The following is a 22483-nucleotide window of genomic DNA, read 5'->3' on the forward strand; positions in this document are numbered from 1 at the left end:
TCAGGCAGCGACGGTTGCCGCAGCGGCCAGTTCGGCGTCCACTGCATCGGCCAGCTCTTTGAGGGTCGAGAAGTGGAAATCCGGGGTGGTGAATTCCTTCGGGGCCGGAGTACCGCCCCAACCCGGCTGTTCCTTGCGGCGCTGGATCCAGCAGGTAGTATAGCCTTCGGCCTTGGCAACGCCGATGTCGTGATACTGGCTTTGGGCGACGTGCAGGATTTCCGACTGCTTGTACCCAAAGCCCGACTGACGGCCCTTGTTGAACGAGAAGAAACGCGGATCGGGCTTGGCGCAATCGGTTTCGTCACAGGTCACGCTGTCGTGGAACGGATTGCCAAGGGTGGCCGAATAGGCCGAAAAGGCGGTCCGGTCGGCGTTGGTCATCGCCACCAGCCGGAAATTCTGCCGCAGGCGGCGCAGGGCATCGACCGAGTCCGCAAAGGCCGGCCAGCGCATGACCGACAACTGGAAGGCATCGGCGGTGGCGGCATCGGTGTTGAAACCGCATTCGGTGGCCAGCGACAGATAGACATCCTTCATGGCGAACGACGAACGACCGTAAAACTTGTCGCGGCCACGCTTGTACGGCTCGAAAATCTCGTCATCCGAGGCTGCCGCTGCCTTTGGGCCGCCAAGGGAACGGACCGCCGACAGAATGCCGCTTTCGAAATCGATCAGCGTGCCGACGACATCAAAGGTCATAACCTTGAAATCGGTGATCTTGACCATCTTGGATCCTTTAAGTGCTCTGGGAGAGAGAGGAAACAGGAGAAGGAAACAGGAAAAGGACGTGTCAGGAGGCCTGCGGGACAACCACGGTGTCGTCCGGGTGCAGGCGAACCGTGATCCGGTCGCCGGGGTGTTTCATCAGGGTACGGCCCGTGTGGTTGCTGGGCACACGCACGCTGATCCGTTCGCCGCCGGGCAGATCAAGGAAAATGCGGATGCTTTCGCCCTGATACAGTGTTTCATGCACGATACCGGTCAGCAGGTTGGGGCCGCTGGTATCGCCATCGGCGGCGACGGTGATCTTTTCCGACTGTACAACCAGGAACAGGTGAATGGTGTTGGGGACCGGCTTGCTGCTGACCAGCCGGGTTCCGGCCAGGGTCACGCTGTGCTCATCAACCCGCTGGACAGGGACCAGCGTTGCCTCACCGATGAAGCCGGCGACGAACGAGTCAACCGGATTGTCGTGGAGCTGTTCGGGGGTGTCGATCTGGACGATCTGCCCCTTGCGCATCACTGCGATGCGGTCGCTCATGGTCAACGCTTCGCGCTGGTCATGGGTGACGTAAATGATGGTGGCATCCAGCTTGCGGTGCAGGTGCTTCAGTTCGATCTGCATGCTTTCACGCAACTGTTTGTCCAGCGCCGACAGCGGTTCATCCATCAGGATCAGGCGTGGCTCGAAAATCATCGCGCGGGCCAGGGCAACACGCTGGCGCTGACCGCCGGACAGCTCGTGAATCTTGCGGTTGCCGTATCCGGTCAGTTCGACCATCTCCAGCGCCGCCTTTAGTTTGGCGGGCCACCCGGATTTGGGGATGCGGCGGGCGCGCAATGGAAAGGTTACATTTTCTGCCACATTCATGTGCGGGAACAGGGCGTAGTTCTGGAACACGATCCCGATGTCACGCTTGTGCGGTGGTTCGAGGGTAATGTCCCGCTCGCCCAGCAGAATGGCCCCGGAGGTGGGCTGGACAAAGCCGCCCAGAATGCCGAGAAAGGTGGTCTTTCCCGACCCGGATGGCCCGAGGATGGAAACGAACTCACCGGCTTTGACTTCGAGATCAACATGATCAAGAGCGCAAAAAGCGCCATACATCTTGGTCGCTGACCTAATGGAAACCCCGACCTTTTCCGCGTGTGTCGATTGTGACATGGTCTGCTTGCCCTTTTGAATACTACTTAACCACGCGAGTATCACGGGGTTCCGGTGCGTATTTAGCAAAAGTTTGTTAGGCGTTTTCTGTTCCGGGGTAAAAATATTTTCCGTTGCCCCGAAAGACCTTTGCTCGACTGTGTGAATACATCAGCTCTGTGCCTACAAATGAAGCCAGCGAACGGGCTGTCATGCAATTGAAAAAAAATCGCGAAGCAGTTACATTATGTAAATGCGCAAACTCAGACTCGCCCTGCCGTCGATGAACGGCTTTTTCACCTTCGAGGCCGCTGCCCGCTGCGGAAACTTCGCACGCGCCGCCGATGAGCTGAATGTTACACCTGCTGCCGTCAGCCGGATGATCGGACGGCTGGAGGATCATCTCGGCTCGGCCCTGTTTCACCGCTTGTCTGGCGGGGTAACGCTGACCGATGACGGCAGAATCCTCTACGAGGCAATCTCGCGCGGGTTTTCCGGCATCGAGCAGGCCTTGCGGGAAATCGACGACCGCAAGACCGGGCACGAGACCATCACCCTGTCGGTCTCCACCGGCTTTACCACTCACTGGATCATGCCCCGGATGGCCGAGTTCAAGCGGGAATTCCCGACCGTGGAACTCAGATTCCAGTTGATTACCTCGGCGCTGGTCGGGCCGGTGGATGATGTGGACCTGGGGATGCGATTCGTCAGCGGCTCGGATGACCGCCACGAAGCGACGTTTGTGATGCCGGAAATTCTGCTACCGATTTGCAGCCCCGGCTATGACCGCCAGCGCAAGGAGGTTGATCAGGCCGATGCCAGCGCCGCCACCCTGATCAATCTCAGCGAAGCGCAGCCCGACTGGTCACACCTGTTCTTCCCCAACGAGCCGGGGGGAGGACTGAACTCGATGATCTTTTCCGATTACGCCATCGTGGTGCAGGCCGCCCTGCTGGGGCAGGGGGTGGCGCTGGGCTGGCTGAACGTGGTGGTACACTGGCTGCGGCAACAGGCACTGGTGCCTGCCAGTCCCAATATCATGCTGACCGGACGGCTGTGCCACTTCGTCCGCAGTCTGGACAAGCCGCGCCGTCCGATCGTGGCGGCGGTGCGCGACTGGATGATCAACCATTTGCATCAGGATCTGGCGCAGGTGGCGGCGCTGTACCCGGAACTGGGGCTGGCCGAGGCGTTGCGCAAGGCAGGGGCTGCGGTGTAACCGCCACCAGCGCAGGGACGAATGGCCCCTGCGCTGGTGGTTTGCGTTATTTGCTGCTCTGGGCCGCTTTGGTGGCTTCGGTCAGCCAGCCATCAAAGACGGCCTGATGGGCCTTGATCCACGCCGCCACATGGCGGTCGATGTCAGCCGAAGACTTTTCCCCGTCGTGCATCAGGGTGTTTTCGGCGGAAATGTCGTTGACGTCGATGGATGCCAGCTCGAAGAACTTTTTTGCCGCCGGATTTTTGTCGAGCCAGGCCTTGTTGGCAACAATCCGCTGTTCATTGACCGCAAAGCCGACGTTCCGGCCATCGGGCAACGAGGTGTTGGTGTCTTTTCGCCCATCGGGCAGGCTGGTGAACGGGACGGTCAGCCACTCGACATCCTTCCCCGGGACCAGCACCCCGGACACCCACAGCGGGGTCCAGGTGTAATACAGGATTGGCTCGCCCTTTTTGTGGCGGGCGATGGTATCGGCCATCAGGGCGAAATAGCTGCCCTGATTATGGGTCACGGTGTCGGACAGTTTGTAGGCTTTCAACTGGTGCTCAATCACCGCTTCACAGCCCCAGCCGGGGTTACAGCCGGTCAGGTCGGCCTTGCCGTCGCCGTTGGCGTCGAACAGTCTGGCAATTTTGGGGTCCTTGAGCTGTTCGACCGAGGTGATGTGGTGGGCGTCGGCGGTCTTTTTGTCGATCAGATAGCCTTGCAGGCTGTTCAGAACCAGATGACCGACCTTGCCCATCCTGGCGTCACCACCGGCCTTGTCGTAAAACGCGCTGTGCAGCGGGTCCCAATGGACGGCGGTCCACTGAACGTCCCCATTGGCCAGTGCCAGATGACCGGCGGCATATTCGACTTCCATCGCTTCGGGGACGTCATAGCCCAACCGGCGCAGGCCTTCGGCAACAATGCGGGTCTGGAATTGCTCTTCGGCGACAGAACTGACGACCGGGATGGCGGTGATGCCTTTGCCCGGCAGGTCTGCGGCATGGGCCGAAACAGCCGAGGCCGTCGAAAGGGCCAGCGATACACCGGCGACGGCCAGAGCAAAAGGTTTGATCAGGGACATCAGAGGCTCCTTGTAGAAGGGGAATGTGGAAAAAGGAAAAATCAGGCCGGGCGGCGACCAGCCAGCCGGAACAGGAACCCGGCCGGGCCGTGGTCTTTCCAGTTCTGCCAGCCCTTGTCTTTGGCCGGTGTCCCGAGGGCCTGGGTCAAGCGGTCCAGCACGATCGCCAGCAGGACAATGCCCAGACCCCCGACAGCAGCCAGACCCATGTCGAGGCGGCCAATGCCGCGCAGCACCATCTGCCCCAAACCGCCGACGGCAATCATCGAGGCAATCACCACCATCGACAGGGCCAGCATCAGGGTCTGGTTCAGGCCGGCCATGATGGTGCGCATGGCAAGGGGAAGCTGGACTTTCATCAACAATTGCATCGGGGAGGCGCCAAAGGCATGGCTGGCTTCGATGACATCGGTGGGAACCTGCCGGATGCCCAGATTGGTCAGGCGAACCAGTGGCGGCAGGGCAAAGATGATGGTCACCACCACGCCGGGGACATTGCCGATGCCAAACAGCATCACGATCGGGACCAGATAGACAAAGGCCGGGGTGGTCTGCATGGCATCAAGCAACGGCCGGATCCAGCGTTCGGCACGGTCGGAGCGGGCCAGCGCAATTCCCAGCGGGATACCGATGATGGTGCAGAACAGCACCGCCGTCAGCACCAGCGACAGCGTGACCATCGCCTGCGACCAGGCACCGATGGCACCAATCAACAGCATGAAGGCCAACGACAGGATACCGGTCTTGCGGCCTGCCACCTGCCAGGCGAGCAGGAATACCAACAGGCACAGCGCCGTCTGTGGAATGGCCAGCAACAGGCTTTGCACGCCGACCAGAACCTGATCAATCGGCCAGCGGACGGACTGAAAAAAGGGGCGGGTGCTGTCAACCAGCCATGACAGGGCATCGGTAACCCACAGATCGACCGGCAGCAGGGCCTGTTGAAAGGGATTGAGCAGATCGTTGAGGGTCATGGTCAGTGTGCCTCCTGTCCGGCGGATGAGGCAGGGCGGGGCGGTTCCGCTGCCGGGATGGGGGTTTCGGGATCAAGGGTTTGCAGCAGCAGGCTGCGCGAAATGGCCCCCAGATAACGGCCCGCATCATCGATCACCGGGACGGGGAAGGGGGCTTCGGCCACCACGCCCAGCACTTCGGCAATCGGCGTGCCGGCTTGCAGGGTCGGGGCGGACTCCAGCAAGGCGGTACGGAAGCGGGGTTCGGGATCGCGCAGGGCGCGGGCGAGGGAGGTCGCCGAAACCACTCCGTGGAAATTGCGTTGCCGGTCCACCACCACCGCAAAATCATAGGCGTGGGCGCGGACCCGCTCGGCGGCGACCCGCACGCCGGTATCGGCCCGGTCGATCACCTCTAACTGACTGCGGCGGCAGACATCGGCGGCGGTCAGGACCCGCGATATGTCCACGCCCTTGAAAAAGCTGGCGACATAGTCGTCGGCCGGGTTGCGCAGGATGTCTTCGGGGGTGCCGACCTGTACGATGCGACCGCCTTCCATGATGGCGATACGGTCGCCAATGCGCATGGCTTCGTCCAGGTCGTGGGAAATAAAGATGATGGTCCGGCGGCTGTCGCTTTGCAGGCGCAGGATTTCGTCCTGCATTTCGCTGCGGATCAGGGGGTCAAGGGCCGAAAAGGCTTCGTCCATCAACAGGATGGAAGGATCATTGGCCAGCGCCCGCGCCAGTCCGACCCGCTGCTGCATCCCGCCGGACAGATTGACCGGATAGCTGTTGGCCCAGGCAGACAGGCCAACGGCGGCCAGAGCGTCGCCAGCCCGTTGCAGGCGTTCGGCTTTGGGGGTTCCGGCCAGTTCCAGCCCAAAGGCGGCATTGTCCAGCACCGTCATGTGCGGCATCAGGGCAAAGGACTGGAAAACCATGGCAAAATCCTGTCGGCGCAACGCCCGCAGGTCGGCACTGTCCAGCCGGGTGATATCGCGCCCATCAACCAGAATTTCGCCACAGGTGGGTTCGATCAGGCGGTTCAGCAGGCGGACCAGGGTCGACTTGCCGGACCCGGACAGCCCCATGATGACGAATATTTCGCCTTCGTGGACGGTGAAATTGGCATCCATGACGCCAACTGTCTGGCCGGTCTGCCCGAAAATTTCCTGCTTGCTGTGGCCGCTTGCCAGCAGGGGCAGGGCTTGATCCGGGTGGGGGCCAAAAATCTTGTACAAAGACCGGACCACCAGTTTTTCGCGCGGCGGGGCTGTGTCAGGACATGCCGGGGGGCGGGGGGTGGTGGACGGCTGTGTTTCAGGCATCAGGGAGTTCCGGTGCTGTTGAAAAATCGTCTGAAGAGAGGCGATCAGCCACAGGAGGGCATTCCGGCAGAGCGGACTCTGACGGTGCACAGGCAAGGGCTGTGAAAGCGCGCACGAGAACAGGGCTGCCTTCAGAAAGCAGCAGTCAATCGTAGCGACATGGGTCTGCAAAAGCAGACGTTTTGATGATGCGGATCGAATGCCGAAAGGCGATTCGTCGCTGATGTGTGATTTTTGTATCATGATGTGAGCGGATTTGTCAAATTTGTACTATTTAATTTTTATTTGTGTCGTCAATTATATTTGACATTTAACTTCTTGTTCTGCGGGAATATCTTTTTATTCTGAAAGTATGGGGTGGATTTATTGTAAGTTTTTGGCGGCCGGTTTGTTGCCTCTGGTGCAAAAAATGCAGTGTTTTACTTGGAGCAGCGGAAAAAAATGCCCCACCTTCTGCCGGGGGCATCCACTGTTTTGGGGGCTGGAAAAGTGGGGCCGTTACCCACAATCATACCAGTGTCCACGGACGCGGGATGGTTCCACGCCGGTCTAACCTTTTGGTGTGCCGCATTGTTGTTGCGAAAACCGGTTCCCACTTTTCGCACAATGCTCTCCTGACATTCTGCCCTGAGGATATCCGCCCCCCCCCTTTTGCCCCTGTCCAGCCCGATAGGCCGACAGACGGGCACACGAAGGATTCCCGCATGAGCAACCATCTGAAGTTTTACATTAACGGCGAATGGGTTGATCCCGTCACACCGGCGACCATCGAGGTGATCAATCCGGCCACCGAGCAACCGTTTGCCCTTATTTCTGCCGGATCGGCGGCGGATGTGAACCGTGCCGTTGCCGCCGCCCGTGCGGCCTTCCCGGCCTTCAGCAAGACCAGCCGGGCGGATAGGCTGGTATTGTTGCGGCGCATTCTGGAGGCCTATAACGCCCGCACCGATGACTTCACTCTGGCGGTCAGTCAGGAAATGGGCGCGCCGCTGGAGCACGCCCGCAACCGCCAGACGTGGAGCGGACGGGCGCACCTTGAAACCACCATCGCGGCGCTGGAAAAATTCGTCTTCGAGGAGCCGCGCGGCTCGACGCTGATTGCCAGGGAGCCGATCGGGGTCTGTGCCCTGATCACCCCGTGGAACTGGCCGCTGAACCAGATCATGTGCAAGGTGGCTCCGGCGCTGGCAGCAGGCTGTACGGTGGTGCTGAAGCCATCCGAAGTCGCGCCGCTGGATGCGATCATCTTTGCCGAAGTGCTCGATGCCGCCGGCGTGCCGCCCGGTGTGTTCAATCTGGTCAACGGCACCGGCCCGGATGTCGGGCAGGTGATGGCCGAACACCCGGACGTGGACATGGTGTCGTTTACCGGTTCAACGCGCGCCGGGGTGATGGTGGCCAAGGCCGCCGCCGATACGGTCAAGCGGGTGTCGCAGGAACTGGGCGGCAAGTCGCCGAACATCATCCTGCCCGATGCCGATCTGGCGGCGGCGGTCAGTCAGGGCGTGCGCGCCTGCTTTGGCAATTCGGGGCAGTCGTGCAATGCGCCGACCCGCATGCTGGTGCCGCGCGACCGCCACGACGAAGCCCTTGCCATCGCCCGGCAGGCCGCCGAGGCGCTGGTGGTGGGCGATCCGACCGCGCCGGGTGTTGATCTTGGGCCGGTGGTGAGCGACATCCAGTTCAGCAAGATTCAGGCCCTGATCCAGAGCGGCATCGACGAAGGCGCCACGCTGGTGGCCGGGGGCGTGGGCCGTCCGCAGGGGCTGGAGCGCGGCTATTTCGTCCAGCCGACGGTGTTTGGCAACGTTACCCCCGCCATGACCATCGCCCGCGAGGAAATCTTTGGGCCGGTGTTGTCGATCATGCCCTATGACGACGAAGCCGACGCCATCCGCATCGCCAACGACACGGTGTTTGGTCTGGCGGCCTATGTGCAGTCCGGCAGCCTTGACCATGCCCGGGCGGTGGCGCGCGAGCTGCGCGCTGGCGGGGTACAGATCAACTATCCGGCATGGGATGCGTGGCAGGCTTTTGGCGGCTACAAGCAGTCGGGCAATGGTCGGGAATATGCCGATTTCGGCATTCACGAATTCCTCGAAACCAAGAGCATGATCGGTTACGGGGCGCTGATCAGCGCGTAAAAGGCAGGTGCGGCTGGACCTGCGTGCGTTCAATCTGGCGCAGGCACGCTGGTCCGACCTTTTTTTGTCGCAGTGATTTTGCGCAGAACCGGAACCACTTTTGCGCTCACTGCTCTGGTGTGAATGTCACGGGCAGCGAAGGGGAGCCCTTTGCTGCCCGTTGTCAATCGACGCCCCCGGGATTACCGGCAGGTGGTTCTGCCAAACGAGTCCCGTTGGCAGTTGGCACGTTGATTGCCAAAGCTCCCTGTGGTGCGGCCAAACTGATCCGTATAGGTGTTGACGCGATTGTTTCCGATGGTTCCGGTCGTCCTGCCCATGGAATCCTGATGCGTGTTAACGCGGTTATCTCCGATGTAGCCAGTTGTCCTTCCCGTTTGGTCAGTCCTTACATATCCTCTCTGTCCATCACTGCAATTGATATAGGCTGACCCAAAGGTCGTTTGGGTCGTGGTGCAGCTTGCCATGGATGCATTTCCGGTGAATTGCATGGCAATAATGGTCAATGATGATAGTAGAATAGCCTTCTGCTTATTTCTCATTCTCTTGTACATCCATTTTCTGGGAATAGTTGTATGTGTACTTACACATATCTTCATTGAAGATGATGGTATGTTATATTGTTTGGGAAATTAAATTTAGCAGATTTCATTACTGTCCTCGTACCAATCATCGAAACCCTCATCGATGGGGTCAAAGCCGGTGACTTTGACCAGCCGTGCATGGCTGGTAGAGCGTAAATTATGCTTGAATGTCATGAGTCGAACCAGGGCTGTGAGCCTTTTTACACAGCCCTGGTTCGAGTGTTGTTCTTGTTCACGGCCCCAGATAGGACTCGATGAAAACCACTGAGGATTCATAGGCATCCGGGTTTTTCAAGGCCCCCGAGGCGGGTTTGGCGGCCTGTCCGGTGATCGTGGCGAAGCGCAGCAGCGGCTGGATGTATTCCGATTTGACCGCATAGTTCACGTTCTGCGGCATTGCTCCGGTTGTTCTCAAGGTGTTGATACCGTTCAGGCTGGCGGACACAATGCCGATGACCTGCCCCTGATCGGTGATCAGGGGGCCGCCCGAATTCCCGGGTTGAATCGGCACATCAATCTGGAAATAGCGGATATCCCCATGTATGCCGCTGAGCGCATTGACCCGGCCATAGGTGGCTTTCAGTTCCTGCCCCTGCAGGGAGGGGATGGGGTAGCCCAGAGTAAAGACTTCGGTGCCCCTTTTGATGTCGGCGGCGGCGATGACCGGCAGGGGATTGGTGATCGCGTCGATTTTCAGCAAGGCAACATCATTGCTGGCGTCACTGCTGATGACGGTGGCGGGATGCTTTTGCTTGTCGCTGGTGGTGACCTCGATTTTTTTGGCCTTGTCGATGACGTGGTGATTGGTCAGCAGATAGCCATCCTTGCTGACAAAAAAGCCGGTGCCGGAGGCAACGCCTGTGGCGTCTGTGTCGCCGGTCGCGCCTGTCGAACCGGTACCACGGTCGTCGGTCACGTTGTTCAGCATGACGACGGGAATGTCACGCTCCTGCAGGACGCCTTGGAATTCTCCAACAAACGGCGTGATGAAACGGGTTTCGGCAAAAGCATGTGTCCCGGATGAGGTGATCGTGTATCCCCAGCCTGAAACCCGGCCCTTGTCCGGTGAATCCCCAACCTGGGGGGTAAACTGCATGCGGATGGTGGTTACATCAATCCCCGGCTGCACTCTCCAGCTATAGCCGACGTCTGGCTTGGGGAGCGGAGCGGCGGTTGAGAACGGAAAAGTCCGCAGGATGGCCGCGCGGGCGGCGGCCAGGACATCGGCTTTCGGGGCCAGAATGACCTCTGCCGTTCCATCCGGGGTATGCGAAGAGGAGGTGGACGACGTTATGCAGGCTGTAAGGGATGTTGCCACCAGAAAAAGGCAAACGACGGAAATAAGTTTTCTCAAATATGACATGCCGGTCCCTGCTTTTGGAGTCGCGTCCCCCTGATGGCAAGGAGAACAGCCATCAGGGGAGGCAAGAATAGGGTATTGATCGGGGATTGTGGAATGTTTTTCCTGAGAATATCCGGGATCACCGATGATCTTCGCCGGAAAGATCAGTAGGCGGGATCACGCCGGTTCGGCTCTCGATCCAGGCGCGGGTCTGCTCCAGAATCTCGTCGGAAAGCCCCGGATCATCGATGGCCCGTGAGAGAATGAGGGCTCCCACGCACGCCGCCCAGCTTCCGATGGCCGCGCGGCGTGCGTCGGGGGTGCCATCCTCGACCAGAGCGTGCTCGATAAGGGCGATCTGGGTGCGCAGGCCGTCTGTCATGGTGGCTTTTGCGGCTGGCGTCTGGTGACGGATGGCGTCGGCCAGACCGGCTGTCGGGCAGCCTCTGGCCGGATTGTCGCGGTGGCGGGGGGCCAGATAGGCCCGGACAAAATCGTTGAAGCGGTCCTCTCCGACACTGTTTGCTTCCAGTGCGTGCGCCAGTGTCTGCGCCACCAGATCATCCTTTGAGCTGAAGTGTCCATAAAAGCCGCCATGGGTGAGGCCCGCGGCCTTCATCACCTCGGCGACGCTGACCGCATCAAACCCCCTGTCCTTGAACAGGCCGCTGGCGACATCCAGGATCCGGCGGCGGTTTTCTGCCATCTGTTCACGGCTGACCTTCATGTTCAGAATTCTCCACGGCGACCGTTGACTTTTACATGATGACCATCATATTTAGATCAATCATGATGATGATCATGAATATAGGATCAACGACAGAAAAGAGCAATTCGATGACCCAACGCCCCGCAGTCTTGATCACCGGCGCCTCCACCGGCATTGGCGCCACCTATGCCGAGCGGTTTGCCCGACGCGGACACGATCTTGTGCTGGTCGCACGGAACGTAGCGCGCATGGAGACGCTTGCCAGCCGTTTGCGGCAGGAAACCGGTGTGGCGATTGACATTTTTCAGGCCGACCTCACCCAGACGAGCGATCTTGCCAGGGTTGAAAGCAGGCTGCGTGACGATGCGCGCATCGGCATCCTCGTCAACAATGCCGGAACCGCCATTGGTGGCAGCTTTCTGGAGCAGGACGTTGACGACATGACCCGGCTCGTTGCGCTCAATGCGACCGTACTGGTCCGGCTTGCCAGCGCCATCGCGCCGCGTCTTGCCGCCGCTGGCGACGGCGCGATTGTCAATATCAGTTCTGTCGTTGGCCTGATCCCTGAATTCGGCTCGACGGTTTACGGCGCGACCAAGGCCTTTGTCCTGTTCCTGTCGCAGGGGCTTGCGCACGAACTGGGGCCGAAGGGGGTTTATGTCCAGGCGGTGCTCCCCGCTGCGACCCGGACTGAAATCTGGGATCATGCCGGTGTTGACGTCAATACCATGGGCAATGTCATGGAAGTGGCTGATCTGGTTGATGCGGCTCTGGTCGGGTTCGATCGCCGCGAACCGGTGACCATCCCGCCGCTGCACGATGCCAGCCAGTGGGACGCGCTCGACGGTGCGCGCAAGGCCATCATTGGCAGTTTTGGCAACGCGCAGCCCGCCGAGCGGTACCGCTCGCCCGTCTGAGCATCGCGCACGCACCGCACTCCCACCGCGACAGCGGAAAAAGCACAGGGAAACATTATGACCAGCACCACCCTTTTTGACCCCTGCACCCTCGGTGCCATTCCCTTGGCGAACCGGGTCGTCATGGCCCCCCTGACCCGCAACCGTGCTGGTGTGGGCTTGGTTCCCGGCGACATCACCGCCGAGTATTACGCCCAGCGCGCTTCGGCTGGACTGATCATTTCCGAGGCCAGCCAGATTTCACAGCAGGGGCAGGGCTATCAGGATACGCCGGGCATCTATACCCGGGCGCAGATTGACGGCTGGCGCAAGGTGACTGCCGCCGTGCATGAACAGGGCGGGCGCATCGTGCTCCAGCTGTGGCATGTCGGTCGTGTCAGTCATGTGGATCTTCAGCCCGATGGTGGCCAGCCGGTCGCGCCCTCTGCCATCCGCGCGGCGACCAAGGTGGTTGTCCACAATACGTTTGTCGATGTTTCCGAACCGCGCGCGCTGGAGATTGACGAGCTGCCGGGGATCATCAATGACTTCCGTCAGGCGGCTGCCAACGCGATCGAGGCCGGTTTCGATGGGGTCGAGGTGCACGGGGCCAACGGCTATCTGCTCGAGCAATTCGCCAAGGACGGGGCCAATGCCCGGACCGATGCCTATGGTGGCTCGGTGGAAAACCGCGCGCGCCTGATGCTCGAGGTGACGGCGGCGGTGGCGCAGGAAATCGGTGCCGAACGCACCGGTATCCGCATTTCGCCGGTCTCGCCTGCCAATGGCATGTCCTGCAGCGATCCTCAGGCACAATACGACCATATCGTTGACCGGCTTGATGCGCTGGGGATTGCCTACATTCACGTCGTCGAAGGCGCGACTGGCGGCCCGCGGGATGCGGCGCCCTTTGACTACGACTCGCTGCGTCGCCGTTTTCGTGGAACCTATATCGCCAACAATGGCTATGACCTTGATCTTGCAACCTCGCGTCTGGCCGCGGGCAAGGCTGATCTGATCGCCTTTGGACGTCCGTTCATTGCCAACCCGGACCTGGTGGAACGGCTGCAACGCGGAGTGCCGCTGGCGGAAATGACACCGGCCACCCTCTACGGCGGCGGTGCTGCGGGCTATACCGATTATCCCCGCGCCACCGACCCCTCCGGCCATTGAGCCATCATCACTCCCTGACACGTCCCAAGGCGGTGCGGCCAGATGCCGCGTGCCGGATCGAGAGACAAGACATGGCGACTTTTGACACAAAAGGGCAGAAGACTGCCTTCGTGACCGGCGCATCCAGCGGTATCGGCAAGGCGGCAGCCGTGGCGCTCAGCCGGGCGGGGTACCGGGTGATCGGCACCAGCCGCAAGGCCGAACCCGGCGAGGTGCGCGACGGCATCCGCATGATTGCGTGTGACGTGACGTCGGACGCCTCTGTTGTTGCCGCCGTGGCGCTGGCTCACGCCGAACTCGGCCGCATCGACCTGCTGGTCAACAACGCTGGCTATGCCGTGTCAGGGGCCGCAGAGGAAAGCTCGATCGAACAGGTGCGGGCCCTGTTTGATACCAACGTTCTGGGCGTGGTGCGGGTGACCAACGAAGTCCTGCCGCTGATGCGTCAGCAGGGGGGCGGGCGGATTTTGAACATCGGCTCGGTGGTGGGGATCATCCCCGGTCCTTTTGGCACCCATTACACGGCGACCAAGCACGCGATCGAAGGCTATTCCGAATCGCTGGATCATGAGGTGCGGCCGTTCGGCATCCGGGTTGCGGTGATCGAGCCATGGGCCACCAAGACCTCCATCGAAGCCAACTCGCCGCGCGGGGATCGGCCTGTTGCGGCCTATAGCCAGACATTCGCCCGCTATCAGGCCGCCTTTGCGGCGGCCATGGCCGATGGCGACACCGCCGAGGAGGTCGCTGCGACCATCGTTGCGGCGGCGCAGGCCCGCACACCACGGCTGCGCTATCCCTCGGGCAAGGCGGCCCGGCAAACGGTCTTTGTCCGGCGCTTTCTTCCGCGCGCCCTGTTTGATCGCATTCTGCGCAAGCAATTCAACATCGCCTGAGAACACCGATGAAAGCTTTTATCCTCGACGCCTACAAAAAGAACGGGGCGCTGCGTCTGACCGACATGCCCGAGCCACAGATGGGCGCCAATGACGTGCTGGTTCGCATCCACGCCACCGGGCTCAACCCTCTTGATGCCAAAATTCGGGACGGGGTCTTCAAGCTGTTCCTGCCCTATCGCCCGCCCTTTATCCTCGGCCACGATCTGGCCGGAACGGTTGTGGGCGTCGGCGACAGTGTGCAGCAGTTCAGGGTCGGTGACGAGGTTTACGCCCGTCCGCGCGACCACCGGATTGGCACCTTTGCCGAGATGATTGCGGTTGATGCCGCCGATCTGGCGCTGAAGCCAAAGACCCTTTCGATGACACAGGCGGCCTCGATTCCGCTGGTCGGGCTGACCGCCTGGCAGGCGCTGGTCGAGGTGGGGCAAGTCAAGCCCGGCCAGAACGTGTTCATTCAGGCCGGTTCCGGCGGTGTTGGCAGCTTTGCCATTCAGCTTGCCAAACATCTGGGGGCCACCGTGGCAACCACCACCAGCGCCGCGAATGCCGAACTGGTTAAAAGCCTCGGCGCGGATGTGGTGATTGATTACAGGACGCAGGATTTCGAACAGCTGTTGTCCGGGTACGATCTGGTGCTGAACAGTCAGGATGACAAGACGCTGGCCAAGTCGCTGACCGTGCTGAAGCCGGGAGGAAAACTGATCTCGATCTCCGGGCCGCCGGACGGTGCCTTTGCCAAATCCCTGCGGCTGAACCTGTTCTTGCGCTTTGTGATGTGGATGCTCAGTCGGGGCCTGTTGAAAAAGGCACGCCGCCGGGGCATCGACTATTCATTCCTGTTCATGCGCGCCGACGGGCAGCAACTGGGCGAGATCACGCGGCTGATCGAGGCGGGCGTCATCCGCCCGGTCATCGATGGGGTGTTTCCCTTTGCGCAGCTGGCCGAGGCTCTGGCCCGTGTCGAGAGCGGGCGCGCCAGGGGAAAGGTTGTGGTCAGCGTTCCATGACCGCCGTTTCTTGCCGGAACGGTCGGCTCCGGCTGCTGATGGCGGCGTAAACCATCCCGGTAACGATCAGCCCCAACCCCAGCAGGAACGGGGTTGACAGGCGGCTGCCCAGAAAGGCCACCGACGCGGCGATGCCGACCAGCGGCACCCCCAGTGTCAGGTTGGACATGGCAAACGGGGTGATGCGGCGACCGTGTTCGGCGGCAATCACAAAACAGGCCGAGGTTGCCACCGGACCAATGAACAGCAACAACTTGATCAGGGTGGCATCAACCGGAATCGCCAGCGGGCTGCCTTCGGTGAGACAAGCGGCGATGGTCAGCGGGATGGCGGCCAGCAGCATCTGCCACGGTGCCAGCGCCAGCGGTGACGAAGTCCAGCGGTGGCGACGGACGTGCAGGATCACCACCGACCAGAAAACGGCTCCGATCACCAGCAGGCCACTGCCCAGCATCGCCTGCGGCGCGGTCCAGTCGATTTCCAGCGGCGAGCAGATGATGACAATGCCGCTGATACCAATCGCCAGCGCGGCGGCCTGCTGACGGCTGGGGGCCTGCCGGAACATCAGCCAGTTGACCACCACCGCCCACAACGGCGTGGTGTAGGCCAGCACCACCGCCCGGCTGGTGTCGGTGTGGGTCATGGCAATCATGCCCAGCCCGGTAAAGGCCATCATCTGCAACAGGCCGATGCTGGCAACAATCGGCCAGTCGGCCTTCGGCGGCAGGCGCAACTGTCCCTTGACGGCAACGACTGCAAACAGGCACAGCGCCGCCGAGGCAAAGCGCAGGCTGGCCAGCCACAGCGGCGGCACGCTGACCAGCGCCAGCTTGGTGGCGGGCCAGCTCAGCCCCCACAGCACCACCATCACCCCCAGCCAGGCGGCCGTATTCAGCCCGACCGGCAGCGGCGCAGGGCGGGTGGTTTCGGCAAAAGCAGGCTGGCGCTGGTGGATCATCGGAGGCTCTCCGCACCGAAAGGGACTACGAAGAGTTTAGGGCCTGGGGGGACGAATTTTTCTCCTATCTGTTTCCAAAGCAGCGAATGATAAGGTAGTTTTTCCTCAAAATGGCCTTTTCAGGAAAAAATATGCCCAAGCCTTCCGAGCTGCTGGATGAGACCAGCCTGCGCATTCTTGATGCCCTGCAACAGAACGCCGACCTCAGCAATGCCGATCTGGCCGAGCTGGTCGGTTTGTCGCCCTCGCCCTGCTGGCGGCGGGTGAGCGACATGAAGGCGCACGGGGTGATCCGCGGATCGGTGGCGCTGGTGGACCCGCTGAAGCTGGGGTTGGCGGTCAACGTGTTTGTCCATGTGACGCTGACCAGTCAGGACAAGGAAACGCTGGAACGCTTTACCCGCGCCATCGCCACCCGCCCGGAAGTGATGGAATGCTATCTGATGACCGGCGACGCTGATTTCATGCTGCGGGTGGTGGTTGAAGACCTGATCAAGTATCAGGAACTGATGGTCGATTGCCTGACCCAGATTCCCGGTGTGCTGAAAATCCGTTCCAGCTTTGCCATCAGTCAGGTCAAATACACCACCGCCCTGCCGACCGGCCATCTGCGCAGCCGTTGACCCGGCGCACCCCGGCGGTTTTTTGTGATGAAGGGGGCCGGGCTCTGCCGTATAGTGCCGGGCATGATGGACGATCCTTTTGACCTCTCCGACGATTTCCTGCCTGAACCGGTGCCTGCGGCTGACCGCAGGGCGCGCCCGTCGTGGCTGGATGGCCTGAACCCCGAGCAGTTGCAGGCGGTGACCACCACCGAAGGCCCGCTGCTGGTGCTGTCCGGGGCCGGAACCGGCAAGACGCGGGTGTTGACCACCCGCCTGTCGCACATTCTGGCCCAGCGGCTGGCGCCGCCGTGGGGCTGCCTGTGTGTGACCTTTACCAACCGTGCCGCCCGCGAAATGCGCGAGCGCGTCGGCCAGATGATTGGCCCGGTGGCGGAACAGGTCTGGCTGGGCACCTTCCATGCGCTGGGCGTGCGGATTCTGCGGCGGCACGGCGAGCTGGTCGGCGTGCGGGCGGGCTTTACCATTCTGGACAGCGACGACCAGAACCGGCTGCTCAAACCGCTGGTCGAACAGGCCGGAGTCGATCTGAAGAAATGGCCGCTGCCCGCGCTGATGGGGATCATCCAGCGGTGGAAGGATCGCGGCTGGCTGCCGGATGCGGTCTCGAAAAGCGAAGCATCGCGCGATGCCGCCAATGGCCGGATGGTGGAGCTGTACACCGCCTATCAACAGCGCCTGCACGAGGTCAACGCCTGCGACTTTGGCGACTTGCTGCTGCACTGTCTGACCCTGTTCCGCACCCACCCCGAGGTGCTGGCCAGCTATCAGCAGCAGTTCCGCTATATTCTGGTCGATGAGTATCAGGACACCAACGTCGCGCAGTCGTTGTGGCTGCGGGCGCTGGCGCTGGGCCATCGCAATATCTGCTGCGTTGGCGACGACGACCAGTCGATCTATTCCTGGCGCGGGGCCGAAGTCGCCAACATCCTGCGATTCGAGCACGATTACCCCGGTGCGCAGATCATCCGTCTGGAGCGCAACTACCGCTCGACCCCGGCCATTCTGGGGGCGGCGTCAGGCCTGATCCGCCACAACAGCGACCGTCTGGGGAAAGACCTGCGGGCCGCCGGAGACGCGGCGCAGGAGCGCGGCGACCGGGTGGCGATCCATGGCCTGTGGGACGGCGAAGCCGAAGCCCGCTGGGTGGTGGACCGCATCGACGACCAGCAGCGCGCCGGTGTATCGCTGGCCTCGATGGCGATTCTGGTGCGGGCCGGATTCCAGACCCGCGAATTTGAAGAACGCCTGATCATGACCGGCACGCCCTATCGGGTGGTCGGCGGCTTGCGCTTTTACGAACGGGCGGAAATCCGCGATGCGGTGGCCTATCTGCGGCTGATCGAACAGCCCGCCGATGATCTGGCCTTTGAGCGGGTGATCAACACTCCCAAACGCGGCCTGGGCGATGCGGCGTTGCAGACCATCCATCTGGCCGCCCGTGCCGAAGGCGTGCCGCTGTTGACCGCCGCCCGGCGTCTGCTCGACACCGATGAAATGAAGCCCAAGCCGCGCAAGGCGCTGGCGCAGTTCGTGGCGATGATCGATGAATGGGCGGCCTTGCGCTCGGCGATGGGGCCGGGAGAGTTGACCGGCCAGATGCTGGCCGAGTCCGGCTATCTCGACATGTGGAAAAAGGACCGCTCGCCCGAGGCTCCGGGGCGGGTGGAAAACCTGCAGGAACTGGTGGCGGCGCTGGAGGAATTCGACAGCCTGACCGGATTCCTCGAACACATCGCGCTGGTGATGGAAAACGACGCCAAGGCCGGGCAGGGGGCAGCGGTGACGGTGATGACCCTGCACGCCGCCAAGGGGCTGGAATTCGACGTGGTGTTCCTGCCCGGCTGGGAAGAGGAAGTGTTCCCCAACCGCCGCGCCCTTGATGATGGTGGCCTGAAGTCACTGGAAGAAGAACGCCGTCTGGCCTATGTCGGCCTGACGCGGGCGCGCAAGCGGGTGTTCGTCACCCATGCCGCCAACCGACGGGTCTTCAACCAGTGGCAGAACAACCTGCCCTCCCGCTTCATCGAGGAAATCCCCGACGAGATGAAGGAAGTCAGCAGCGATACCGGCCTGATGGCCGGTTCGCACGGACGCAGCGAAAGCTGGTCGAGCTGGAACGGTCAGTGGGATACATCCCGCCCGCCGTCAACCGGCTGGCAGGAACGCAAGGCCCGCTTCAACGACCGCGAGGGCCTGAGCTGGCAGGGGGCGGGCAAAAAAGCCTCGTCGCAGCCGTCCCTGCAACGGGGCGACCGGGTGGTGCATGACAAGTTCGGCTATGGCGATGTGGTGATCACCGATGGCGACAAGCTGGAAGTGATGTTTGATACCGTCGGACGCAAAAAGGTGGTGGCCAGCTTTGTGACGGTGGTTCCCGATCCGGAATAAGGGCAGGGCGGCGGGGTATCCCCGGCCGCCCTGATTGCCAAGGCGCTTGTTGTTGGGCGCTTGCTTATTGAAGCGCACCTCCTGGTCTGGCGGCGGAGTCTCTGGCGGCGGAGTCCATGGCCTGCAAGGCGGCCTGGCACAGGCCGTGCACCTTTTTGACAATGGTGCAGACCGCTGCGGGCGACAGCCGGAAATGGGCGGCAATGTCCTTTTGCGCGACTCCGTCCAGGCGGTGTTGGGTGAAAATGGCGCGATCCCGCGCGGACAAGCCAGCCAGAGCCATTTCTATGGCCCCCAGTGCCTGCGAGCCGATCAGTTCCTGTTCGGCGGTGAGGCTGTCGGCGGATGAGTCGCTGTGGGTATCGTCGAGATCGGTGAACAGCCGCTCTTCCAGCTGCTGTCGTCGGGTGCGGTCAATCGCCAGATTGCGCACCATCCGATACAGATAGGCCTCGTTGATGTCGTCGTGAAACGGGGCACCGACGGGCAGAAGTTTCAAAAAAACATCCTGAACCACGTCTTCGGCTTGAAATGGACAGCCGGTGATTCGTCTTGCTATGGACAGCAATGTCGGACGGGCAGCCGTCGCGAGGTCCAGCAAGTACGCCGCAGGGCGTGAAAGGCTAGTCGGCGGACAAAGATCATCGGTTTTCGTGGAATGAAACACGGCTTCGGCCCTCCAGCAGGATGCAAGACAACTTGGTGGCGATCATGCTGCTGGAGATGCATCGGAAGGTCATCGCGTGGTGCTCCTGAAAGCGTCAAAGTGGTAGAAAAAGAGGGGCTTTTGCCCATGACGGCGGGGGGAATGGCCGCAGATCGGTGCGGCGGACCCCTGTCGTGATGGAGGCAACGCTAGCAAGGTTGCGATTTTCATTCAAGAATGAAAATCATTCTCATGGATTGAATTCTCCCGCACATCATCCGTTTTCCCTGTAGACCCGCGATCAACACGGCACGCAAGCTGGGGAATGAGGTATGAATAAGGGATTGCTTTTAAAAGAGAATATGTCTGGTCGTCCGCGACCGTCCGCGCATCGCAGCGGGCGACAGGCCCTGTTGAACGGCAGCGCGCTGGGGTGGCTGGCATTGGCCCTGGGGGGCGTGATGTTCGGTTTGCCACAGGCTGCCGACGCCCAGCAGGCGCAGACCTCTTCCAGTGATCCGGCCTCTGCCACTCAGGCGGGTAACGGGATTCAGCTCAATACGGTGACGGTGCAGGGGACGGCCAGCACGGAAACCGGTGCCGCCGATCCGGTCAGCTATGTGGCGACCAGCGGCAGCACCGCCACCAAGACCGATACGCCGCTGATCGAAGTTCCGCAATCGGTGTCGGTGATCACCGAAAAGGAAATGAGTGATCGCGGGGTCAAGGATCTGGAAGACGCCCTGGCCTATACCGCCGGGGTGCAGGCCGACCAGTGGGGCCGCGATGACCGCTATCAGAGCTTTGTGATTCGCGGCTTTGACGAAGGCACCAAGGGTGTTTACCGCGATGGCATGAGCGAAAACATCGGCGGCTGGTTCACCACCTCGCGCATGGAGCCCTATGGGCTGGAGCGGGTGGAGGTGTTCAAGGGCTCGACCTCGACCCTTTATGGCAGCAACGAACCGGGCGGGATGGTCAACGCCACCACCAAGCGCCCGACCACCGAGCCGCTGCACGAGGTCGAGGTGTCCTATGGCTCGTTTAACCAGAAGGAAATCAAGAGCGATTTCTCGGGCGCGGTGGACAGCAAGGGCGAGTGGTCCTATCGCCTGACCTCATTGCTGCGCGATGGCGACACGCAGGAAGACTATTCGCAGAACAACCGCCTGTATGTGGCTCCGGCGCTGACCTGGAGGCCGAACGAAAAGGCCGAAATCACCTTCCTCAGCGATTACTACAAGGTCGAGACCACGGCGGCCAACGGAGTGCCCGAGCAGTTGATCGGGGCGCTTGACCGCGAAGCCTTTCTGGGTGAGCCGGGCTCGAACTTCTTCAATACTGACCAGAAGACGCTGGGCTATCAGGCCAGCTACACGCTGGACAATGGTCTGAAGATCAGCAACAGCGCCCGTTACAGTCACACGGATGTGGATTACGAGACGGTCTATCAGCGGGCCTATGATGCCACCACCGACAGCATGACCCGCACCGCCTTTGTGCTGTCCGGCACCTCCGACCGGATGAGCATGGACACCAACGCCCAGTACGACTGGAATACGGCGTGGTTCAAGAGCAAGCTGCTGGGCGGGGTCGAACTGCGCCGGACCCACACCGACGAAAGCTATCAGACCGGCGAAACCACCGGCCTGAACAACGTCAGCTCCGGGTCGTACAGCTATGCCGGAACGCCGGCGATCACTGCGCTGGACACTGATTTCGACTGGGATGTCGATCAAACCGCCGTCGCCCTGTATGTGCAGGACCAGATCAAGATCGCCGATCACTGGGTGGTGACTGCCGGGGGCCGTCAGGACTGGGTGAAGACCACCGTGCGCGGCAATGAAAAGGTGGCAGGCAGCAGCCTGGACGAAGACCTGAAGGATCAGGCATTCACCATGCGCGGCGGCCTGTCGTACCTGTTCAACAACGGCCTGACTCCCTATGTCAGCTATTCGGAGTCGTTCAACCCGGTGGTGTTCAATGCCGCCAACGGCTATACCGATGCCGACGGCAACCGCGTCCGCCCCGAACCGACCGAAGGCAAGCAGTATGAAGTCGGCCTGAAGTATGTGCCGACCTTCATGGATGCGGTGTTCACCGTTGCCGGGTTTGACCTGACCCAGACCAACGTGGTGAAGACCGATCCCAACACCGGGGCTGCCTCGCAGATTGGCGAAGTGCAGGTCAAGGGGATCGAGCTGGAAGGCCGCATCAACATGTGGGACGGCTGGAGCGCGGTGGCCAGCTATACCGTTCAGGACGCGGAAGTCACCAAAAGCCTGACCGCCTCGGAAGTCGGCACCCGCCCGGACCGGGTGGCCGATCAGATGGCCTCGGCCTGGCTGAGCTATGCGTTCGGGTCGGGCATTGCCAAGGGCCTGACCCTCGGCGGCGGTGTGCGCTATACCGGCGATACCGTTGGTTATGACGGCAACGGCGACAAGCAGGTCTATAACGGCTATGCCCTGTTTGATGCCTCGGTCAATTATCAACTGTTCGACGGCCTGACCTGGTCGTTGACCGGCAAGAACCTGGCCGACAAGCAGTATGTTTCCACCTGCTATTACGGCACCTGCTATTACGGCGATGCGATGACCATCAACACCTCGCTGAAATACAGCTGGTAAGAGGTGGTTCGGGATGGGGCGATGGCGCGGCGGAAACATCCA

At 61.3% G+C, this 22483-nt stretch carries 18 protein-coding genes; 9 read left to right on the forward strand and 9 right to left on the reverse strand.

Annotation, left to right across the window (positions count from 1 at the left end):
* On the reverse strand, positions 1-729 hold the full coding sequence (locus tag BW995_RS15915) for an HAD-IA family hydrolase (protein WP_076401407.1): 729 nt from the start codon (positions 727-729) through the stop codon (positions 1-3).
* A gap of 64 nt (positions 730-793) precedes the next feature.
* The gene (locus BW995_RS15920) at positions 794-1885 is read right to left on the reverse strand and encodes an ABC transporter ATP-binding protein (protein ID WP_076401408.1); all 1092 of its coding nucleotides are present in this window, start codon (positions 1883-1885) and stop codon (positions 794-796) included.
* A gap of 232 nt (positions 1886-2117) precedes the next feature.
* Between BW995_RS15920 and BW995_RS15925 the strand changes: the two genes are divergently transcribed.
* Positions 2118-3083, forward strand: a complete 966-nt coding sequence (locus BW995_RS15925; protein WP_076401409.1) for a LysR family transcriptional regulator — start codon at positions 2118-2120, stop codon at positions 3081-3083.
* A 46-nt stretch (positions 3084-3129) separates the two neighbouring features.
* Here BW995_RS15925 and proX read toward each other — a convergent pair whose 3' ends face one another.
* Genes proX through proV form a run of 3 tightly spaced genes read right to left on the reverse strand, consistent with a single transcriptional unit; the run spans position 3130 to position 6439 of the window.
* Complete coding sequence (gene proX / locus BW995_RS15930; RefSeq protein WP_076401410.1) at positions 3130-4155, reverse strand: glycine betaine/L-proline ABC transporter substrate-binding protein ProX; 1026 nt, start codon at positions 4153-4155, stop codon at positions 3130-3132.
* A 41-nt stretch (positions 4156-4196) separates the two neighbouring features.
* On the reverse strand, positions 4197-5129 hold the full coding sequence (gene proW, locus BW995_RS15935) for a glycine betaine/L-proline ABC transporter permease ProW (RefSeq protein WP_076401411.1): 933 nt from the start codon (positions 5127-5129) through the stop codon (positions 4197-4199).
* 2 nt (positions 5130-5131) lie between these two features.
* Positions 5132-6439: a glycine betaine/L-proline ABC transporter ATP-binding protein ProV gene (gene proV / locus BW995_RS15940; protein WP_084194917.1), complete on the reverse strand. Its 1308-nt coding sequence runs from the start codon at positions 6437-6439 to the stop codon at positions 5132-5134.
* A gap of 704 nt (positions 6440-7143) precedes the next feature.
* Here proV and BW995_RS15945 point away from each other — a divergent pair.
* Positions 7144-8583, forward strand: a complete 1440-nt coding sequence (locus tag BW995_RS15945) for an aldehyde dehydrogenase family protein (RefSeq protein ID WP_076401412.1) — start codon at positions 7144-7146, stop codon at positions 8581-8583.
* 816 nt (positions 8584-9399) lie between these two features.
* On the opposite strand, the gene BW995_RS15955 is transcribed toward BW995_RS15945, so the two are convergent.
* Both BW995_RS15955 and BW995_RS15965 read right to left on the reverse strand, forming a co-directional pair.
* Entirely contained in the window at positions 9400-10485 is a 1086-nt protein-coding gene (locus BW995_RS15955; protein ID WP_175617101.1) for a S1C family serine protease, read from the reverse strand.
* Between the two features lie 163 nt (positions 10486-10648).
* Complete coding sequence (locus BW995_RS15965; protein ID WP_076401415.1) at positions 10649-11236, reverse strand: TetR/AcrR family transcriptional regulator; 588 nt, start codon at positions 11234-11236, stop codon at positions 10649-10651.
* A 110-nt stretch (positions 11237-11346) separates the two neighbouring features.
* Between BW995_RS15965 and BW995_RS15970 the strand changes: the two genes are divergently transcribed.
* From BW995_RS15970 to BW995_RS15985, 4 genes are all read left to right on the forward strand, one after another.
* A complete protein-coding gene (locus BW995_RS15970; protein WP_139332963.1) occupies positions 11347-12135 on the forward strand; it encodes an SDR family NAD(P)-dependent oxidoreductase in 789 nt (262 codons plus the stop codon).
* Between the two features lie 57 nt (positions 12136-12192).
* Positions 12193-13287, forward strand: a complete 1095-nt coding sequence (locus tag BW995_RS15975; protein ID WP_076401417.1) for an alkene reductase — start codon at positions 12193-12195, stop codon at positions 13285-13287.
* A 71-nt stretch (positions 13288-13358) separates the two neighbouring features.
* Entirely contained in the window at positions 13359-14183 is an 825-nt protein-coding gene (locus BW995_RS15980) for an oxidoreductase (protein ID WP_076401418.1), read from the forward strand.
* Between the two features lie 8 nt (positions 14184-14191).
* On the forward strand, positions 14192-15193 hold the full coding sequence (locus BW995_RS15985; RefSeq protein WP_076401419.1) for an NADP-dependent oxidoreductase: 1002 nt from the start codon (positions 14192-14194) through the stop codon (positions 15191-15193).
* On the opposite strand, the gene BW995_RS15990 is transcribed toward BW995_RS15985, so the two are convergent.
* On the reverse strand, positions 15180-16151 hold the full coding sequence (locus BW995_RS15990; protein WP_076401420.1) for a DMT family transporter: 972 nt from the start codon (positions 16149-16151) through the stop codon (positions 15180-15182). The two genes, BW995_RS15985 and BW995_RS15990, sit on opposite strands and share 14 nt — an antisense overlap.
* Positions 16152-16282: 131 nt before the next feature.
* Here BW995_RS15990 and BW995_RS15995 point away from each other — a divergent pair, with 131 nt between their 5' ends.
* Positions 16283-16774: an Lrp/AsnC family transcriptional regulator gene (locus BW995_RS15995; RefSeq protein ID WP_076401421.1), complete on the forward strand. Its 492-nt coding sequence runs from the start codon at positions 16283-16285 to the stop codon at positions 16772-16774.
* Between the two features lie 66 nt (positions 16775-16840).
* Positions 16841-19165, forward strand: coding sequence for an ATP-dependent helicase (locus BW995_RS16000; RefSeq protein WP_076401593.1), 2325 nt, complete (start codon positions 16841-16843; stop codon positions 19163-19165).
* A 64-nt stretch (positions 19166-19229) separates the two neighbouring features.
* On the opposite strand, the gene BW995_RS16005 is transcribed toward BW995_RS16000, so the two are convergent.
* Complete coding sequence (locus tag BW995_RS16005) at positions 19230-19832, reverse strand: sigma-70 family RNA polymerase sigma factor (RefSeq protein WP_084194919.1); 603 nt, start codon at positions 19830-19832, stop codon at positions 19230-19232.
* Positions 19833-20173: 341 nt separating this feature from the next.
* Between BW995_RS16005 and BW995_RS16010 the strand changes: the two genes are divergently transcribed.
* On the forward strand, positions 20174-22441 hold the full coding sequence (locus tag BW995_RS16010) for a TonB-dependent siderophore receptor (protein ID WP_175617102.1): 2268 nt from the start codon (positions 20174-20176) through the stop codon (positions 22439-22441).
* The last annotated feature ends 42 nt before the right edge of the window (positions 22442-22483 follow it).

This window comes from Insolitispirillum peregrinum, from assembly GCF_900156605.1.
GTDB lineage: Bacteria > Pseudomonadota > Alphaproteobacteria > Rhodospirillales > Rhodospirillaceae > Insolitispirillum > Insolitispirillum peregrinum.